General features: G+C 45.0%; 18 protein-coding genes. 7 read left to right on the top strand and 11 right to left on the bottom strand.

The genetic code is table 11. The features are described from left to right. Positions 1–27 precede the first annotated feature (27 nt). Positions 28–678: an HAD family hydrolase gene (locus VXQ11_RS04200; RefSeq protein ID WP_064094878.1), complete on the bottom strand. Its 651-nt coding sequence runs from the start codon at positions 676–678 to the stop codon at positions 28–30. Between the two features lie 182 nt (positions 679–860). Here VXQ11_RS04200 and VXQ11_RS04195 point away from each other — a divergent pair, with 182 nt between their 5' ends. From VXQ11_RS04195 to VXQ11_RS04185, 3 genes are all read left to right on the top strand, one after another. Further along, positions 861–1,343: an RNA pyrophosphohydrolase gene (locus VXQ11_RS04195; RefSeq protein WP_064094879.1), complete on the top strand. Its 483-nt coding sequence runs from the start codon at positions 861–863 to the stop codon at positions 1,341–1,343. A gap of 89 nt (positions 1,344–1,432) precedes the next feature. Then, the gene (gene ptsP / locus VXQ11_RS04190; protein WP_416705495.1) at positions 1,433–3,730 is read left to right on the top strand and encodes a phosphoenolpyruvate--protein phosphotransferase; all 2,298 of its coding nucleotides are present in this window, start codon (positions 1,433–1,435) and stop codon (positions 3,728–3,730) included. A 48-nt stretch (positions 3,731–3,778) separates the two neighbouring features. Further along, on the top strand, positions 3,779–4,279 hold the full coding sequence (locus tag VXQ11_RS04185; protein ID WP_064094881.1) for a hypothetical protein: 501 nt from the start codon (positions 3,779–3,781) through the stop codon (positions 4,277–4,279). On the opposite strand, the gene VXQ11_RS04180 is transcribed toward VXQ11_RS04185, so the two are convergent. Continuing rightward, on the bottom strand, positions 4,276–4,455 hold the full coding sequence (locus tag VXQ11_RS04180) for a DUF7230 family protein (protein ID WP_004729442.1): 180 nt from the start codon (positions 4,453–4,455) through the stop codon (positions 4,276–4,278). The two genes, VXQ11_RS04185 and VXQ11_RS04180, sit on opposite strands and share 4 nt — an antisense overlap. A gap of 622 nt (positions 4,456–5,077) precedes the next feature. Here VXQ11_RS04180 and VXQ11_RS04175 point away from each other — a divergent pair. The 3 genes from VXQ11_RS04175 (at position 5,078) to VXQ11_RS04165 (ending at position 7,524) form a co-directional block, all read left to right on the top strand. Further along, on the top strand, positions 5,078–6,598 hold the full coding sequence (locus VXQ11_RS04175) for a catalase (RefSeq protein WP_416705494.1): 1,521 nt from the start codon (positions 5,078–5,080) through the stop codon (positions 6,596–6,598). Between the two features lie 97 nt (positions 6,599–6,695). Continuing rightward, positions 6,696–7,139 carry a DCC1-like thiol-disulfide oxidoreductase family protein gene (locus VXQ11_RS04170; protein WP_144724174.1) on the top strand — a complete coding sequence of 148 codons (444 nt, stop codon included), beginning with the start codon at positions 6,696–6,698 and terminating at the stop codon, positions 7,137–7,139. Then, entirely contained in the window at positions 7,120–7,524 is a 405-nt protein-coding gene (locus VXQ11_RS04165; protein WP_416705493.1) for a DoxX-like family protein, read from the top strand. Before VXQ11_RS04170 ends, VXQ11_RS04165 begins: the two co-directional genes overlap by 20 nt. 3 nt (positions 7,525–7,527) lie before the next feature. On the opposite strand, the gene VXQ11_RS04160 is transcribed toward VXQ11_RS04165, so the two are convergent. The 9 genes from VXQ11_RS04160 to hcaE all read right to left on the bottom strand — a co-directional run bounded on the left by VXQ11_RS04160 (position 7,528) and on the right by hcaE (position 16,617). Continuing rightward, positions 7,528–8,583 (bottom strand): MBL fold metallo-hydrolase, encoded by a 1,056-nt coding sequence (locus tag VXQ11_RS04160; protein WP_064094885.1) that lies wholly within the window; start codon positions 8,581–8,583, stop codon positions 7,528–7,530. Positions 8,584–9,000: 417 nt separating this feature from the next. Further along, positions 9,001–9,936: a cation diffusion facilitator family transporter gene (locus tag VXQ11_RS04155; RefSeq protein WP_416705492.1), complete on the bottom strand. Its 936-nt coding sequence runs from the start codon at positions 9,934–9,936 to the stop codon at positions 9,001–9,003. A 185-nt stretch (positions 9,937–10,121) separates the two neighbouring features. Then, positions 10,122–11,030 carry a DMT family transporter gene (locus VXQ11_RS04150; protein WP_064094887.1) on the bottom strand — a complete coding sequence of 303 codons (909 nt, stop codon included), beginning with the start codon at positions 11,028–11,030 and terminating at the stop codon, positions 10,122–10,124. Between the two features lie 290 nt (positions 11,031–11,320). Then, complete coding sequence (gene hcaD / locus VXQ11_RS04145) at positions 11,321–12,550, bottom strand: 3-phenylpropionate/cinnamic acid dioxygenase ferredoxin--NAD(+) reductase subunit (protein ID WP_416705491.1); 1,230 nt, start codon at positions 12,548–12,550, stop codon at positions 11,321–11,323. A gap of 4 nt (positions 12,551–12,554) precedes the next feature. Next, entirely contained in the window at positions 12,555–13,520 is a 966-nt protein-coding gene (locus tag VXQ11_RS04140) for a 3-carboxyethylcatechol 2,3-dioxygenase (RefSeq protein ID WP_416680487.1), read from the bottom strand. A 70-nt stretch (positions 13,521–13,590) separates the two neighbouring features. Continuing rightward, positions 13,591–14,406 carry a 3-phenylpropionate-dihydrodiol/cinnamic acid-dihydrodiol dehydrogenase gene (gene hcaB / locus VXQ11_RS04135; RefSeq protein ID WP_064094890.1) on the bottom strand — a complete coding sequence of 272 codons (816 nt, stop codon included), beginning with the start codon at positions 14,404–14,406 and terminating at the stop codon, positions 13,591–13,593. Between the two features lie 2 nt (positions 14,407–14,408). Beyond that, positions 14,409–14,735, bottom strand: a complete 327-nt coding sequence (gene hcaC / locus VXQ11_RS04130) for a 3-phenylpropionate/cinnamic acid dioxygenase ferredoxin subunit (RefSeq protein WP_064094891.1) — start codon at positions 14,733–14,735, stop codon at positions 14,409–14,411. Then, positions 14,735–15,253 carry a 3-phenylpropionate/cinnamic acid dioxygenase subunit beta gene (hcaF, locus tag VXQ11_RS04125; protein ID WP_064094892.1) on the bottom strand — a complete coding sequence of 173 codons (519 nt, stop codon included), beginning with the start codon at positions 15,251–15,253 and terminating at the stop codon, positions 14,735–14,737. Before hcaF ends, hcaC begins: the two co-directional genes overlap by 1 nt. Next, positions 15,250–16,617: a 3-phenylpropionate/cinnamic acid dioxygenase subunit alpha gene (hcaE, locus tag VXQ11_RS04120; RefSeq protein WP_064094893.1), complete on the bottom strand. Its 1,368-nt coding sequence runs from the start codon at positions 16,615–16,617 to the stop codon at positions 15,250–15,252. The genes hcaF and hcaE overlap by 4 nt, the downstream gene beginning before the upstream one ends. Before the next feature lie 278 nt (positions 16,618–16,895). On the opposite strand from hcaE, the gene hcaR reads away from it, so the two are divergent. Beyond that, on the top strand, positions 16,896–17,804 hold the full coding sequence (gene hcaR, locus VXQ11_RS04115; RefSeq protein WP_064094894.1) for a DNA-binding transcriptional regulator HcaR: 909 nt from the start codon (positions 16,896–16,898) through the stop codon (positions 17,802–17,804). Positions 17,805–18,084: the final 280 nt, after the last annotated feature.

The following is an 18,084-nucleotide window of genomic DNA, read 5'->3' as shown; positions in this document are numbered from 1 at the left end:
TTGACTATATCACTGAGATTGGGCTGTTTAGATTGACCAGTCCTGTATTTCCCAACCCTGCTCCTTTGCCAGAGTTTCCAGACGATCATCCGGATTGACGGCAATGGCATGATCCGCATATTCCAGCAAGAAACGGTCATTAATCGAATCTGAATAGGCCCAAGACTCGGTTACGTCACGGCCTTCCAGCCACTGTTCCAGTCGCACCAGCTTGCCTTGCTGATAGCACGCCGTATTGATAACTTTACCGGTATATTTCCCATCAATGACTTCAGCATTGGTGGCAATAATTTCAGTAATTCCGAATTCACGAAAAATCGGTGCGGTAATAAAGTCTGAAGTCGCGGTAATCCCCACTAAGGCATGCCCTGCTTCACGGTGGCGCTCAATGGCTTTAAAACCTTCAGGACGCATTTGTGGACGAATGACTTTTTGCATGAACAGTTGATGTAATTCAACCAGATAATCATTGTCATGTTGGGTTAGAAACTGGAATACAAATTCATTATAGGCATAAGGATCCAGCTGGCCTTTTTTATAATCATCATAGAACTTGTCATTCATGGCACGGTGCTGAACTGGATCGACCAGGCCCTCGCTGACCAAAAACTCTCCCCAGGAATGATCCGAATCCGTGTTTAACAAGGTGTGATCGAGATCAAATAGCGCCAATTTCATGAAAATACTCGTTAAAACTGAAATTTAAGAAAAAAATTGTAAATCTATCTCCGCTAGTCGATAGAAATTCGTTAAGATCATAGCAATTTTAACATTTTTAAACTTTGCTTTTTTCGAGTTGGATAACGAAATAATGCTCCCCGATGGCAAAGGCATAAATTAAACAATTTTTAGGTAGCCAAATGATCGACTCTGAAGGTTTCCGACCGAATGTCGGGATCATTTTGGCAAACGATGCTGGACAGGTTTTATGGGCAAAACGCATTGGTCATAATGCATGGCAATTTCCACAAGGAGGTATCCAGTATGGAGAAACCCCTGAACAGGCACTCTATCGTGAGCTGAGAGAAGAAATTGGCTTACTGCCCGAACACGTCCAGATTATTGCGCAAACCAAAGGCTGGTTGCGCTATCGTTTGCCGCATCGATACATTCGTACGGATTCCGATCCGGTCTGTATTGGTCAAAAACAAAAGTGGTTTTTACTCAAACTGACGGCCCCGGCACAGAATATTCAGTTGAATCTGTCTGATCCGCCCGAATTTGATCAATGGCAATGGGTCAGTTACTGGTATCCACTTGGTCAAGTCGTGAATTTCAAACGTGATGTTTATCGTAAAGCCTTGGTGGAATTGTGTCAGCAACTTCCACAGCAAAAACCTTAAAAAATCGCATAAATAATGCAGATTTTTTACTTGGCTATTGTTATAAATAAACTTAATTACTGAAATTCTGAATTGATGGAGCAGACCTTATGTCGAATATGCAGCTGGACACCTTGAGACGTATTGTTCAGGAGATCAATGCGTCCACCAGTTTGCATGAATCACTTGACATCATGGTCAATCATGTAGCCGAAGCCATGCAGGTTGATGTCTGCTCGATTTATCTCCTCGATGAACGCAATCAGCGCTATCTACTCATGGCATCTAAGGGCCTGAATGCGGAATCCGTCGGCCATGTATCCTTGCAGACAGGGGAAGGGCTGGTAGGGCTGGTAGGCCAGCGTGAAGAAATTGTCAATCTGGACAATGCTCCTAAACATGAACGGTTCCTGTTTTTGCCAGAAACCGGTGAAGAGCTTTATAACTCTTTTCTTGGCGTTCCAGTCATGTACCGTCGCAAGGTCATGGGCGTACTGGTTGTTCAAAACAAGGAGCCACAGGATTTTTCCGAAGCTGCCGAATCTTTTCTGGTTACGCTCTGTGCCCAGCTTTCAGGCGTAATTGCGCATGCCCATGCGGTCGGCAATATTGATGTATTCCGTAAACCGAGTAACCTGCCTGCCTATAAAACCTTTCAGGGGGTTTCCGGTTCAGGGGGTATTGCCTTAGGCCGTGCAGTGATTCTTTATCCGCCAGCGGATCTGACTGCCGTACCGGAACGTGAAGCCGACGATATCAGTGAAGAACTGATGTTATTGGATAGCGCGCTGAATTCAGTCCGTGAAGAAATTCAGTGGCTGGATGACAAGATGCAGGATGCACTCATGGCTGAAGAGCGCGCACTGTTTAGTGTGTTCTTGCGGATGCTGGATGAAAATGCACTGCCTGCAGAAATCAAGGCTTTTATCCGTGAAGGCCACTGGGCACAAGGCGCGGTGCGGATTGTCATTGACAATCATGTGGCACAATTTTCCCAGATGGAAGATGATTATTTACGTGAGCGGGTGGCAGACCTGAAAGATCTGGGCCGCCGTATTCTGGCCCGTTTACAGGAAGCAGATGCCAGTCACCGTGAACTGACCGATGAAAGCATCCTGATTGGTGAAGAAATTTCGACGGCAGCACTAGTTGAATTACCGGTAGATAAAATTGCCGCAATTGTCACCACTGAAGGTGCCATGAACTCACATATGGTGATTGTAGCGCGTGCTCTCGGTATTCCGACTGTGGTCGGCGTAACCGAACTGCCAATCAATACCCTCGATGATGTGGAAATGATTGTCGATGCGCATCAGGGCCGGGTCTTTATTAATCCGCCACGTCGCCTGCGCAGTCGCTATAAAGAAATTCAAAAAGAAGAAGAACAGATTGCTAAAGATCTGCGCCAGTACGAAACCAAAGATGCGATTACCCCGGATGGCGTGGCGGTCAAACTATACGTCAACACCGGTCTGATGATTGATGTGGTGCGTGGTGTGCAGCGTGGTGCCAAAGGTGTCGGTTTATACCGTTCTGAAATTCCGTTTATGTTACGTGACCGCTTCCCGGGCGAGGAAGAACAACGTGCGATTTATCGTCAGCAGCTCAGTCACTTTGCCAATAAACCGGTAGTGATGCGGACTCTGGACATTGGTGCAGACAAAGACCTGCCGTATTTCTCGATTGAAGAAGAAAATTCGGCACTCGGCTGGCGTGGCATCCGTTTTACCCTGGACCATCCGGAAATTTTTTCTTCACAGATTCGCGCCATGCTCAAAGCCAGTATCGGACTGAATAACCTGCATATTCTGCTGCCGATGGTGACCAGTGTCAGTGAAGTCGAAGAAGCGCTCTACCTGCTGGAACGTGATCATGCGGCGATTCAGGAAGAGGAACAGGTCAAGGTAAACAAGCCTAAACTCGGTATTATGGTGGAAGTTCCCAGCGTGCTATATCAGATTGATGAATTTTCCGAACTGGTCGATTTCTTCTCGGTCGGCTCCAACGATCTGACCCAATATCTGTTGGCCGTCGACCGTAATAATCCACGGGTGGCCAATGTCTATTCACACCTGCACCCTGCAGTAATGCGTGCCCTGACCCGTCTGGTCCAGGACTGTCATCGCAATGAAAAACCGGTCAGTATCTGCGGGGAAATGGCGGGTGATCCGCTGTCTGCCGTTTTACTCATGGCCATGGGCTTTAATACCCTGTCGATGAGTTCAAGTAATATTCTGCGGGTTCGTAAAACCATTTGTCATGTTCCGATGAGTGATGCACAGGAATTGCTACAACATGTGTTAAAAATGGACAATCCACTCATGGTAAAAAGCTGGTTAGAATATTATTTCAGAACTCATGGTCTGGGAGATATAGTGAAATCAGCCACGCGTATGGTAGGTGCTTAATACGGGGCTTTTCCAGCCCCCTCACTCTCGACATTGGTGGAGGTGGTTATGGAATTTCTGGTCATTCTGTTCATGGTAGGTGTAGTGTTCTATATTGTTATTATTGCACCTGCCTTAAAAGCCCGAAAAAATACTGATGATTCGTATTCATCTCGCTCCCGCCCTGCCAGCAATCGGACCAGCAACTCTACCGAACGGCCTAAAATGTCGCCACTACTGGGCATTGAAATTTCGGCATCGCAACGACGGCGTTTAGGCCGACATGACCCGTCCGTGATGGCCGCCAAACTTTATCAGCAACAAAAACATCAATTTGCCAGTTTTCAACAGGCCAGGCCGCAGCCTCATTCCCCTCACCCTGAAGCGCCTGTTCACACCAGACTACATAAACTTTTCAGTGATTTAATCACGGATGAATCTTCAACCCAGTCCCGTCGTCCAAATCAATATTCACAAACCCGTCGTACCCGGCCAGTCGCCCCGCTTTCTCCACTCAAATCCAACCCCAAACAGCCACCACATCGCCCCCAACCACCTTATAAACCTTAAGCTGCCATTAAAAAAGGGCGATCTTCCATGGAATATCGCCCTTGTCTGTGCTTGTTGTAGCCTCGTTTTGCATTTTTCTTTCGATCTACAAAGACCTGGCTTTTGTTGACTTCATGCATGTGTTTTGCCACAAAATTATGGATCACCACCTGCTCGGCTGTTTTCTTCTTGGCCATCTTGCTCTCTATATCATTTGGAGGAAGGAGTGAGATAATTATAAGGCTGCCTGATTAATTTTCAAGCATATCTGCCAATGCTTTTTTTTAAAAAAAAGTTCATTTAGACAGAATTTTCCATGAGGCAAAAATGAGGGCTATAGCCAGAACACCTTATTATTTTATTCATCATTTTTATGCTTTCTTTCAGCCGAGCAAAACCCTGTCAAAAACCCTTTAAAATAAAATAGTTATAAAATTTATTTTAAATAATGCTCTGCAATTATTATCTTAATCTTTGGTTAAAAATATATTATGGACTTGAATATTGTTATTTTCGTTTAATCCCATTCATTATTCGAGTTATGCAAAATAAATAGAATTTGATATTGTCAGAGTATGGAAAATTCGTTACTTTTCAAAAAGTAAACTTTTAATTTTCAATATATTAGTCTTTATTGACCTTTAAAATATTTTTTGAGTAACTTTACTCAATCATATCCTGTGAATCCCATTTTGGGCCTTAACAGTATTTATATAAAAATATTGAAAATAGAGTAACACCTCATGCCCTTGGCAAATTACTCAATATTTTGTGAATACTGGAGAGAGGCTACAAAATATTCAAAACTTGGAGAGAAAGATGAGCCAAGATTTTAAAAAATGTCCTGTTACCCACCTGACTACTGAGGCTGGGGCACCTGTAGTCGACAACCAGAACAGTATGACGGCAGGTGCGCGTGGACCTTTACTTGCCCAGGATTTATGGCTGAATGAAAAACTGGCCAACTTTGTCCGCGAAGTGATTCCAGAACGTCGTATGCATGCCAAAGGTTCCGGTGCTTTTGGGACCTTTACTGTGACCAACGATATTACCCAATATACCCGCGCTAAAATTTTCTCGGAAGTCGGCAAAAAAACCGAAATGTTTGCACGTTTCTCAACGGTGGCAGGTGAACGTGGCGCGGCCGATGCAGAACGCGATATTCGTGGTTTTGCCCTGAAATTCTATACTGAAGAAGGCAATTGGGATCTGGTCGGCAACAATACTCCGGTATTTTTCCTGCGTGATGCCCGCAAGTTCCCGGACCTGAATAAAGCAGTCAAACGTGATCCGAAAACCAACAAGCGCAGTGCCACCAATAATTGGGATTTCTGGACATTACTGCCTGAAGCCTTACATCAAGTGACTATTGTCATGTCAGACCGCGGGATTCCGGCCGGCTACCGTCATATGCATGGTTTTGGCAGTCATACCTTCAGTTTTATCAATGCCAAGAATGAACGTTTCTGGGTAAAATTCCATATGCGTACCCAGCAAGGTATCCAGAACCTGACCGATGCTGAAGCTGAAGCCTTAATCGCCAAAGACCGTGAAAGCAGCCAGACTGACCTGTTTGATGCCATCGAACGTGGTGACTATCCAAAATGGAAAATGTACGTTCAGGTCATGCCGGAACTGGAAGCTGAAACAGTGCCTTATCATCCGTTTGACCTGACCAAAGTCTGGCCGAAAGGCGATTATCCACTGATTGAAGTCGGTGAATTCGAGCTGAACCGCAATCCGGAGAACTATTTCCAGGATGTGGAACAGGCCACCTTTGCACCAAGCAATCTGGTACCAGGTATCAGCTATTCACCAGACCGTATGTTACAGGCACGTTTAGTGAACTATGCCGATGCAGCGCGCTACCGTGTAGGAATAAATCATTCACAGGTTCCAGTCAATGCGGCACGTTGTCCTGTACATTCGAACCGCCGTGATGGTCAAGGCCGCATGGATGGCAACTATGGTTCATTGCCGCATTACGAGCCAAACAGTTTTAGCCAGTGGCAGGAGCAGCCGGAATTCAGGGAACCGCCACTAAAAATTACCGGAGATGCCGATTTCTGGGATTTTCGTGAAGATGACAGTGATTACTTCAGCCAACCTCGTGCCCTGTTCAATCTAATGAATGACCAGCAGAAACAGGCGCTGTTCAATAATACGGCTAGAGCAATGGGCGATGCCCTGGATTTCATCAAATACCGTCACATCCGCAACTGTTATCATTGTGATCCCGCTTACGGTGAAGGCGTAGCACAAGCACTGGGGATGACTGTAGCAGATGCTCAAGCGGCTCGTGAAAGCGACCCAGCCAAAGGGCTACCTAGTTTCATCTAAGCCACTTTAGATATGTATAGAAAAACCACCTTCGGGTGGTTTTTTATTGCGGTATCCAGCACTATAGAAGCAAGCTCATACAAAAAGAAATACCAGAATGCATCCAAATATTGAAGACATCATTCAACAGCACGACATCATTGTGTTTGATGCCGTTTGCGTGATCTGTAATGGCTGGGCACGATTTTTAATTCAATACGATAAAAAAATACAGTTTAAACTGGTCTCTGCCCAATCTCCTTTAGGTATTGCCCTGCTTGAGCACTATCAGATGTCCACTGAACATTACACCACCATGCTTGTCATCCGAGATGGCACACTGTATACCGAATCGACTGCATTACTGAAGGCGCTGCAGCATCTCGGTTTTCCATTTAATTTAATGAGCGCAGGTTATTTGGTTCCGCGTTTTATCCGGGATTTTCTGTATCGTGTGATCGCTTTAAATCGCTACACGCTATTCGGCAAAACTGAATATTGCCTGATCCCCTCCGGCGAAAATAAACGCCATTTTCTGGAAAATGCGCTTCGTGAATCCTAAGCCCGTTTTCAATCAGGTACTGTGTAGCATTGGGCTAAGTTTGGCAATGCTCTGGTTCTATCAAGGACTGATTCCAAAAATTCTGTTCCAGTCCCCTGCTGAAATCACAATCTGGCAAAATATGGGTTTTGAGCTGGCATTTGCCCAGACCTTGGTGGGCTTTTCTGGGGGATGTGAAATGCTGTGGGGTGTATGCTTTCTGAAATGGAACAGATCAATTCTATTGCATGGATTAAATATCATGGGACTTGCAGGATTACTACTGCTGATTGCACTTACCGCACCTTTACAACTCACTGCGGCATTCAATCCCGTGGTGATGAATATCGCCATGCTTATGCTTTCTGTAGTGGCTATTCAACTCATTTGGCAAGAACAAGCATAGCGTTTAGACAATAATCCGTTTGCCTTCACGTATGCAGTAAAACGGATTAATTAACTTGGAGGAATGCTTGATAATCTCATGCAAGTCATGCTCTGGTGCATCGCGGTCTTCATCAGTCAGCTGAAAAGTGCGGTAATGAATGGCCAGCGAGCATTTGGCCTGCAAATCGTGATGGGCATGATAAGCATCTTCCGGATTCATGTGAATCGCGCGCATCAGTTCACGCGGCTCATACGCACCAATCGGCAGCAAGGCGATCCGCGGTGCACCTAAACGTTTGCGGATTTCTTTAAAATGGGAAGCATAGCCACTATCTCCGGCAAAGAAACAATGCTCCTTGCCATGCAATAAAGAAAAACCTCCCCAGAGGGCACAGTTCTGATCGCGTATGCCGCGCCCAGAAGCATGTTGTGCCGGTGTATAGACAATCCTGATCTCTTCAAAAAAGGCGTTTTCCCACCAGTCCATTTCATGCACGGTATAATGTTCTGGCAAATACCAGGCATTGCCCAGCCCTGTATAAATCGGCATCTGAAACGTCGTATGCAGCCACTCCAGACTGGCCAGATCCATATGGTCATAGTGGTTATGGCTCAGCAACACAGCATCAATATGGGGTAGTTCATCCAGGGCAATACCTGCCGGAATGACGCGCTGTGGCCCGGTAGATGCAGAAGGACCAGCATATTCGCCCCAGACCGGATCGGTCAGGAAATTATAAGGTCCAATCTGAATGAGTACGGTGGCATGACCAATAAACCAGATTTGCCAGTCATCTAGGGGAGCATCAGGACGATGCTGCGGCAAAGCACGTGGACGTGCAAAAAACTCGGCACGCTCCTCATCGAGGTTGACTTGCCAGGTGCTGGACTTTCGGGTAACCAGCCATTTATATAAATCAAAACGACTACGCGATAATGGGGAATATTCCAGATTATGAAAGCGTTGACCATCAAAATGATCGGAATGCAGATACTCAAATACCGGCTTAGACCAGACATGTTTCCAGCTGGACTGTGTGGGTAACTGAAATTTTTTAGTTTTAAAAAAATCTTGCATAAATATCCACTATTTATTATTCGTTATATGCAAGTTAGCTACCGCTTGAAATCGTCAAGTGCAGCAGCGTTTAAATGAGCATACAAACTTAAAACAGGCGCGTAGCAATATAGTATGAAATCCAATATCGTTAATCATGTATGTTTTTGTTATTTTTAATAAAAACACCATGTAAAAATCTTTCAGCTTATAAAAGTCACAGATTATAAGAAAAATACTGCTCGCAGCCTTCTGCCTAAACATACAAAATGATGCCAAACCCCTTTAGGCTCATTTTGACAAAGTCATGACTCCTATGGGTAACTTTCTGACAGAGTGCATCTGCTCCCCAGACGAGGATCAGTTTCATCAGCTTAAGCATACCGGAGAGACAGGCTGAAATCAGAAAAAATGGGCTCAAGCGATTTTTTATATGGGTTATACACGACCTAAGGTTCGCTCCAACCATACGGCCTTGGTTTGTGGCTTTACAAACAGGGCAATAATTTCCGGGTGCAATTGTTTAATCTGGGTCTCGATCCTGTTTACACAGGCTTCAATTTGATCGGATGTTAAATCATCTTTAAATTCCAGACTTAAGGATGCAATGACTTGATGCGCGCCCATCTGTTCCGTTAATACCCCGTTGGCACTAAAAACTGCAGCATCCTGTTGCGCAATATTTAATACATTTTCCCGCAGTTTAGGATCCGCAGTCTCACCGAGCAACAGGCCCTTGGTTTCACGTGCCAAAAACCAGGCCGACACCGCAAGCACCACCCCAATTAAGATTGAGGCCACCCCATCCAGTTCGGGAATATTTAGCTGATGAGCAAGAAAGATACCGACCAAGGCAATCACCAAGCCGATCAGTGCAGCAGTATCTTCAAATAAAACGGTAAAGGTAGTTGGGTCCTTACTCCGTCGAAAGGCTTCAAAATATCCCATATTTCCTTTTTGTTTACGAAATGTTTTTAGTGCCACTAACCATGAAAACCCTTCACATAAAATGGCTATGCCAAGCACGATATAGTTGATCATAGGATTCTGCATTTCTTCAGGCTGGATAATGTGATAAATACCCTGAAGAATAGAGACAATGGCACCCAGTGCAAATACCAGCAATGCCACAATAAAAGCCCAGAAATATAGTTCACGGCCATAACCAAACGGATGTTTAACGTCTCCAGGTTTTTTGGCTTTTTTCATTCCGTATAACAGCAGAATTTCATTCAAGGTATCGACTACCGAATGAACAGCCTCACTCAGCATTGCAGAGCTGTTGGTAATATAGGCTGCGACAAATTTAACGAGGGCAATCGCCAAATTGCCGAACATGGCTGCATAAACGACAATTTTATTGGATTCAGACATCTTGACACTGTCCCAAATAAGCTTGATCAAGCTTTATTGATCTTATGTCTTGCATCTTAAAGTGTTTTGACTACCCAGTTGTTTTACAAATTGTTGTTTCGTCGTGATGGTCTAGCATTTCCAGTCTGCTTTTGGAAAATATCTAGACCTAATAAAAAATTTTGCCCTTTCCCTTCAGGGAAGGGTTAGTGTCTGGAAAAATATTGCTCACGCCATTCTTTAGAGAAATACAGGATAATCCCGAACATCACCACAGCAACACCCGCAAAAGCATGGCTGCTGATGATTTCATTATTCAGTGTAGCCCCCAGTACCAAGGCAATCACTGGTGTCATGACATTACTGAGAGAGACTGTGGAAGCTGCCAAACGGCGAATCAGCCAGAAATAGCACAGCATCGCCACAATCGAAGATAGAATCATGGTAAATATAAATCCGATGATGGCATGGCTGCTTGGCATCTGGGTTGGAAAGTGCTGCCAGATAAATGGAATCAGTAATAAAGAACCCAGCGCAGAAACTAGCAGCGAACCCGTGGCTTGCGACATTGGCTTTAATGGTGCATTGATCTGTTTGACCCAGAAGATCGAACTGATATAGGACACCATACTGATCAGCATCAGTACCACACCCCATGGGTTAATCTTGCTGTCTGCCGAGTCGGCAAACACAAAACACAGGCCACCTACCGCAATTGCCATACCGAGCCACTGTACCCAGATCAGTTTATGGGTTTTTAAAATCACATGACCGATTAAACCGGCAATCAATGGCGAGAATCCAAAAATCAGCGCCATCAGACCTGACGTTAAATAGTTGGCAGCCAGATAAATAAACAGTTGTGCCCCAATTAAATTAAGACTACCTGCCACATAACTTTTTAATGACGTTTGATCAAATGGCAATGGGTTACGCATAATTGCCAATAAAACCAAAGCAATGACACAGGCACCAAAATAACGAATCACCAGCACCCACATCGGATGCACTTCAGCCACACTCCAAACAATGGCCAATGGTGTGGCGGCCCAAATGAGCACCAACAAGGCATAAATGCTGGCTGTTAAAATCATGGGAGATGAGTTTGAATTCATATACAACTCAATTAAATATAATAAAAAGAATTAAACCAAAAGTTCTGTTCAAATCCACGATTAGCAATATTACAAGCGGCATGGATGCCGCTCGAGCGTTTGGGATACAAGGAAGTATCCTCAAACGCTCAAAAGATTTTTGTTACTTTTCATCTTTGAAAAGTAAGACACACCTGCACAAAGTAATTAAACGTCGCAATATAAATAGTGGTCATGCCCAAACAATAAATAAAGTAGCCATAAAAAAGCAGACCCAGGTTGCCCGAGGTCTGCTCCTTTGTAAACCGAGATTACTTCACAAGCTTACGAAGATCCTGGCTAAGATCCAGATATTTGTCTGCTTCAAATGCAGCCTGCTTGCTGATCAGCTTTTTCAGATGACGCATTTCTTTAGCAGCATTCACCGTGATACCACCAACGATCACACCGTCAGTCACACCAAACATCACGAATGAGGATTCAGCGCGAAGTTCTGGATTGATTTCACCACGAACCTGCCATTCAGCTGCAGCCATATCGCCAACAAACTGGTAGTTGATATCCAGTTGGTCTGTCCAGAACCATGCTGGATTGGCCACTGGATGCTCGACACCCATCACATGACGTGCAAAGATGCCTGCTTGCAGGTTGGCATTTTCCCAGGTTTCTACACGACGGTGGTTACCACAGTCACGTAACTGAGTTGCTACGTCACCCGCAGCGTAAATGTCTGCATTTGAAGTCTGGCAGTTTTCATTCACTTTAATTGCAAAATCAACATCCAGACCGGCCTCTACAGCCAGCTGTGCATTTGGCACAATACCGATACCGTACACTACAGCATCAGCCCGAAGTTCTTCACCACCTTCAAGGGTAATCACAACTTCTTCACCATCCAGCTTGCAGTCTGCAATCTTGGTTTCCAGGCGAACGTCAATTCCGGCCAGACGCTGTTGCTCTAGCAGGAACTCGCTCAGGATACGCGGCGAGCAGCGACCCATGACCATAGGACCCATTTCAATTACAGTCACCTGACAGTCCTTGAAACGTGCAGAAGAAGCCAGTTCCAGACCGATCACACCGCCACCAATCAGGACAATACGACGGCCTGCTTGAAGTACAGGAACCAAGGCCTGTGAATCTTCCAGGTTACGCAGGGTATAAACATGCTTACCTAGTGCATCGAAGTTTGGCAAACGGCGTGCTGCACCACCAGTGGCAAGTAACAGTTTGTCATAAGCAACAACGTCACCATGTTGAAGTTCAACCGTGTGGGCTTCAGCATTGATTTTTGCAACGCCATTACCACGGATGGTTGTTACGCCAAGTTCAGCCAGTTTTTCTTCTGACAGAATTTCAATCTTGGTTTCTTCAGGTTTTAGAATCACGTCTTTAGACAGTGGTGGACGCTCATATGGCAGATGCGTTTCATCACCGATCAGAATGATGTTGCCTTCGTACTTGTTGCCACGAAGTTCTAAAATCGCACTTGCACCTGCCTGGCCAGCACCTACAATTACGATGGTTTCGATGTTGCTCATGTCATTAACCTTTTAACTCTGCAGATACGATGCCAAAGCCCGCGATCCATTCACTGATTTCTTCATAGCAATGTGTTGTCATGTCGTATTCGCCCATCTCGCTTAAAGCAGCAAAAGCAGCCATCCAAGAACGGACTTCCTGACCACCACGGCCACCATCACGGCGGATTTCAGCTTCAGTCATCGCTTCGAGTGCAGCAAAATCGGCATTCTTGAATTTTTCCAGCAGTGCAATATCCCATTCTGCATTGAGAGGGACTGCAACAGAGGTATCACCTGCTGCCAGTTTCTGGCCCACAGCAATGATTTTCGCTTGACGTGCTGAACGTGCTTCCGGAGTCGGATGACGACCGGCAATCAGAAACTCTTCCACTTCTGGTGGTACTGAACCCATTTGCGGTGTAGGTGGATCATGTGACAGACCACCTGTACCTAAAACCAGTACCCGCTCATTTTCAAGGTTTAAAGACTTGATGTATTGACCGACTGCACGACCCAAAGCGATGGTACGTTTGGTGGTTGGCATTGGAGCTGCAGCACCATTAATAAACACAGGAATGGTTGGATAACGGTCCAACTGACCTTCGCACAAGAAATGCAGTGGCTGAGTCACACCATGGTCGGCCTGCATACGGTAGGAGTATGCCACGTCCACACCCTCGTCCAGTACACGACGCACCATCGCCAAGGCTTTGTCTTCTGGTACATCGATATGGTCATTGTCTTTACCATAATCCCAGTCACCTGCCGCTTTGGCACGGATACCCACACAGAAACTTGGCATCAGGTCATAGAAGAAACCATTGAAATGGTCAGGACCGAAGGTAATGATTAAGGTTGGGTCGTAAGCTTTCACTTCAGCTGCAAGTTGGTCAAAAGCTTCGCGTACTGCGACTTCCTGACGTTTTTCTTGTGGGGAAGCAAATTCCATTAAGGGGCTGTGCGATGCACAAATGAGTTTAACGGCCATGAGAGACTCCTGAAAAGGAAAGCAGCCTTAGAACAGGCTGCCGATAAGTCCATTTGATTCAGACTAGATTTTATTCGTCAAAGAAACCGGCACGTGGCTGACGCAAGCCCCGGATACCCAGACCACATTCTGCATTGATCAGAACACCGGTCAGAGGACGGTTATTTTGACGAGATGCCAACAGCACGTATGAACCTGTCATATCTTCCGGTTCAGGCAAGAAGTTCAGTGGCATGCCACGTGCGATTTTCTCAGGATCGCGTGCATCCAGCAGACCAAGATTTTCCTGGCCTAAAGATGCAGCACCCTTGATATTCACATTCATACCTGATGGTGCAACAGCGTTCACTCGTACTTTAGGCGCAAGCTCGTAGGCCAGTTCTTTCATAATTCCGACACCGGCATGCTTAGATGCAGTATATACAGGGCCTCCGCCAGCGGAGTACAGTGCTGAATTAGACAAAGTAAATATGATAGAACCTTCAGAAGCGATCAATGCATCCAGTGCAGCCTTCGCACCGAGGATCAGAGATTTGGTATTAATCCCCATAATCTCGTCAAAGGCTTTCTCTAGCTGCTCGCCTGAGGTATTGACGATATCTGCATAATGATCCCAGATACCGGCATTGCCTACGAAGCAATCGAGTTTGCCATAACGTTCCACAGTTGCCTGAACTGCACGAACGTTATCTTCATAGCTGGCCACATCACCTGCGATCGCAAGCACGCGGTCACCAAAATGTTCTTTCAGTGCATCAACTTTTGATTGTGAACGCTGAAGAACGGCAACTTGTGCGCCCTCTTCCAGGAAACGTTCAACCAATGCCCAGCCTAAGCCTGAACCACCACCGGTAATAAGTGCAACTTCGCCTTGTAGCCAACCCATGATTACTCTCCTGCCATCTCTACAAACAATTGACCATCTTCAACAATCACTGGGAAAGTCTGGATTGGATCAGTCGCTGGTAAGCAAAGTGCTTGACCTGTTTTTAAACAGAAACGTGCTGCATGAAGTGGACATTCAACAGTACCGTCATCTTCCAGATAACCTTCAGACATTGAAGCGTTACCGTGTGAGCAACGGTCGTTCATTGCAAAGAACTCACCACCGTTGTTGAATACTGCCAGCGCATCGATACCGTTTACGCCACAATCTACTTTCAATGCTTCGCCTTCGTCTAATTCGTCAACTTGGCATACAAAAATCTTATTCATTAGAAGAACACACTCAGGTTATGTGAACTGTAAGTAACTTGGTCAAGCATGATCTTACGGTTGAAAATCTGGAAGCCTAGGCCACCCTCAACTTTACGGATCTTGTCATGACGTTTACCACAGTAAATCACGACGTCTTTCTCTTTTTGCGTGCGGTACAACAGGTACGTTACGTACACGTCATATTCGCCTTCAACTTCAGTGGCTTCAACAATCACGTTAGAAACCATATGAGTTGTACGTGACGGAGGCTCTTCAGCCCAAGCCATACCGGTCTCAAGACGAGCCACACGACGCTCTAAAAGATCTTTCGTATCGTTGAACACCCAAGTGGTAGGTGGTTCAACTGAACGACGACGGTCACGGGTTTGTGCGTTTGGTGTGGTACGTAGCGTGTAAGAAATGTCTTCAGCTAACGTGTCCAACCATTCGCGGAATTTCCAGTCGTCAAGCAGCTTTGCTTCACGGTAAAGGAACTGGCTAATTTGATGATGAAGTTCTAAGCTGATTTGACTCATTTCATAAGCTCCTTCTCATATTCGTCAGCCGCTTTTTCCACGTCTTCCCATTTTTCATGGATCAATAAATCTGCCCAGCGGCGGTACATACCACGTGCTGCAGTTTCAGAGAAAATGTAGTTGGTGATACCTGGGATACCATCTTCACGTACTTTCTCGTTACCTTTACCCATTTCCATAATGAGTTTGTTTTGACGCGCTTTGTAACCACGTAAAACTTTTTGAATCTCGATCCAGTTCTCAGAGTCATCTTGCTCTAGGAAACCAGCAGGACCAAAAGCACGTGTTGCAGAACGTTCAAATGCTTCCTTCACTTCTTGAGATGCTTCAGCGTCCGCAATACAGAATGCCCAAACTTCAGTTTTGTTTGGACCACGTGGGTGCCATACGCGAAGTGTTGCAGTACCGTTCAACCAAGACAATGTTGGGAACATGGTGTTGTGACCTGCAAGACGCAGTGCACGAGTCTCGCCTAGACGCTCTTTTACTTCTTCGTAAGTTTCACGGAAGTAGTTGGCAACTTCACCGTCAACCCATACGTTTGCGTCTGGTTTCTCTGTGAAGAAGAAGCCTGAACCGTGACCACGTGAACCGTACTGGATTGCATCTTTGGCAGTTTCCCAAACAGGACGAGCAGTTTGCGCAGCACCTAATTTCTTAGATGATTCGTCGTCTGGTTTCGCACCAAGCACTTGAATTGCAGATGCATGAGAGAACAATGCGTGGTATTGGTCAGATGCAAACTGTTCAGCTGCAAATTTCCAGTTACACTCGATTTCCCACTTGTGGACACCACCGATGATTTCTGTACCCCCTGGACGACGGTCAACAACGCCATCTAGGTACCAGGCGATATCGCCCATGTATTCTTCTAGATCTGGAGTTGTTTCATCCCAGCATCCGAATATCAGGCCTTTGTATGATTTAACACGGTTAACTTCCACCAGACCCCATTGCTCTTTACATGCGCCTTGTGGGTAAGCACGCTCTTCAAGCGGGATGTCTTTTAAAGAACCGTCAATACCGTAAGACCAGCCGTGGTACGGGCATGTGAATGCACGTGTATTCCCACAGTCTGCGAAGCTCACACGCATTGAGCGGTGACGGCACTGGTTTAAGAATGCTTTGATTGAGCCATCTTTTTGACGTGCCACGATGATCGGATCTTCACCCATGTAGGTGTTGAAAAAGTCACCAGCCTTAGGAATCTGGCTCTCATGACAAAGGAACAACCAGGTACGGCCGAAAACGCGTTCAAGTTCTAATTCGTAAATATCTGGATCTGTATAAATAGATGGAGTGATACGTCCATTTTGTGCATCGACTAAAGCGTCGATTTCACGCACATCAATTTTTCCACTCATGAAAATCTCCTGTGACCCATCAAGGCACAAAGTAAATAGACTCAATTCGAATGGATAATGGATTTTAGGCGGGATTTGGGGAAATATTTTTTTTGTTTCAATTAATAGCTTAAAGCAATTATTAAGGACGTGGATTTTTATATTAAAACATCCATTAATCCTTTCAGAGCATTTAGTTTATGAATGGCAAAATAATCTTCACGACATAGTTATTTATAGATTATACTTTGATGAAATTATAGTAAGACATTTTTTGGATTACTCTTTGGGTTGATGACATGGAATTACGACACCTCCGCTACTTTATTACCGTTGCTGAAGAACTGAACTTTAGCAAGGCCGCACTTAAACTTTATACGGCTCAACCCTCTCTTAGCCAGCAAATCAAGGACCTGGAAGAAGACGTCGGCGTAAAGCTGTTGAACCGAACCAAACGTAAAGTGGAGCTGACCGAAGAAGGTGCCGTATTCCTGGAACAGGCTCGCCTGACCCTGGCACAAGCAGACAAGGCCGTTGCCATGGCGCGTCAGGTGTCACAGGCCAAGCAGCAAATGCTCCGGATTGGCTTTGTTCCAGTAGCCGAAATGAAAATTTTCCCGTATATCTTGCCTAATCTGCGGGTGCAGAATCCGGATTTAAAAATTGAACTGCTCAGTCTGAACAACAATGAGCAAATGCGCCTGTTAAAAAAAGGTGATCTGGATCTGACCTTTACCCGTCATAATTTCAATAGCGATGAAATTGAAAGTCAGTTCGTGATTCGTGAACCGCTGATTTTCCTGCTACCCAAAGACCATCCGCTGGCAAAATATGACCGTATTCCAGTTAAGGCATTGAATGGTATTGATTTTATCATTCCATCAGCAGAGCAGTCTTTTACCTTGCACCATACAATTTTGGATTTTGCCAAGGCTAACGGCATTGAACTTAATATTGTCCAAAAAGCTGACAATATCCTGTTTAATATCAACTCGATCGGTATCGGATTGGGGTGCACGATTTTACCTGGTTATATCGCACCGCTGACTATGGAAAATACTGTGATTCGCCCTCTGGACGTAGAGCTGCCATATTTGGACCTGTATGTCAGTTACCACAAAAACAATAAATCCTATGCAGTCAGCAAATTTCTTGAGCTTCTGACCCGGGTGTTCTATCTCGATATTAACCGCAACGAACAGAATTAAACTCCTTCCTGGTTAAGCATATGTCATTCGAATTTTGGTAGACATATGCTTTTTTCGTTTTATTATTTTTTGCTTAAAGATTTATTTTTAATTCTATTTTTTGATAAGGACTGCTTGGCGAGTACTTAAGTTTATAGTTTAGCCCCGTCCAATCATGCATCTTTTTCACTCTAAATGTGCTCCGTTTACAACTTAAGTCTAATAAAACTTAATTCAGGTTTTTCTCGGTTTAAATTCAACAAGTATCTAAAAATCATGATTTTTTCGAACCCACTTTGGT

This window comes from Acinetobacter sp. 197 (assembly GCF_048148385.1).
GTDB classification, from domain to species: Bacteria; Pseudomonadota; Gammaproteobacteria; order Pseudomonadales; family Moraxellaceae; genus Acinetobacter; species Acinetobacter pecorum.
This window is presented reverse-complemented; position numbering and strand designations above follow the sequence as displayed.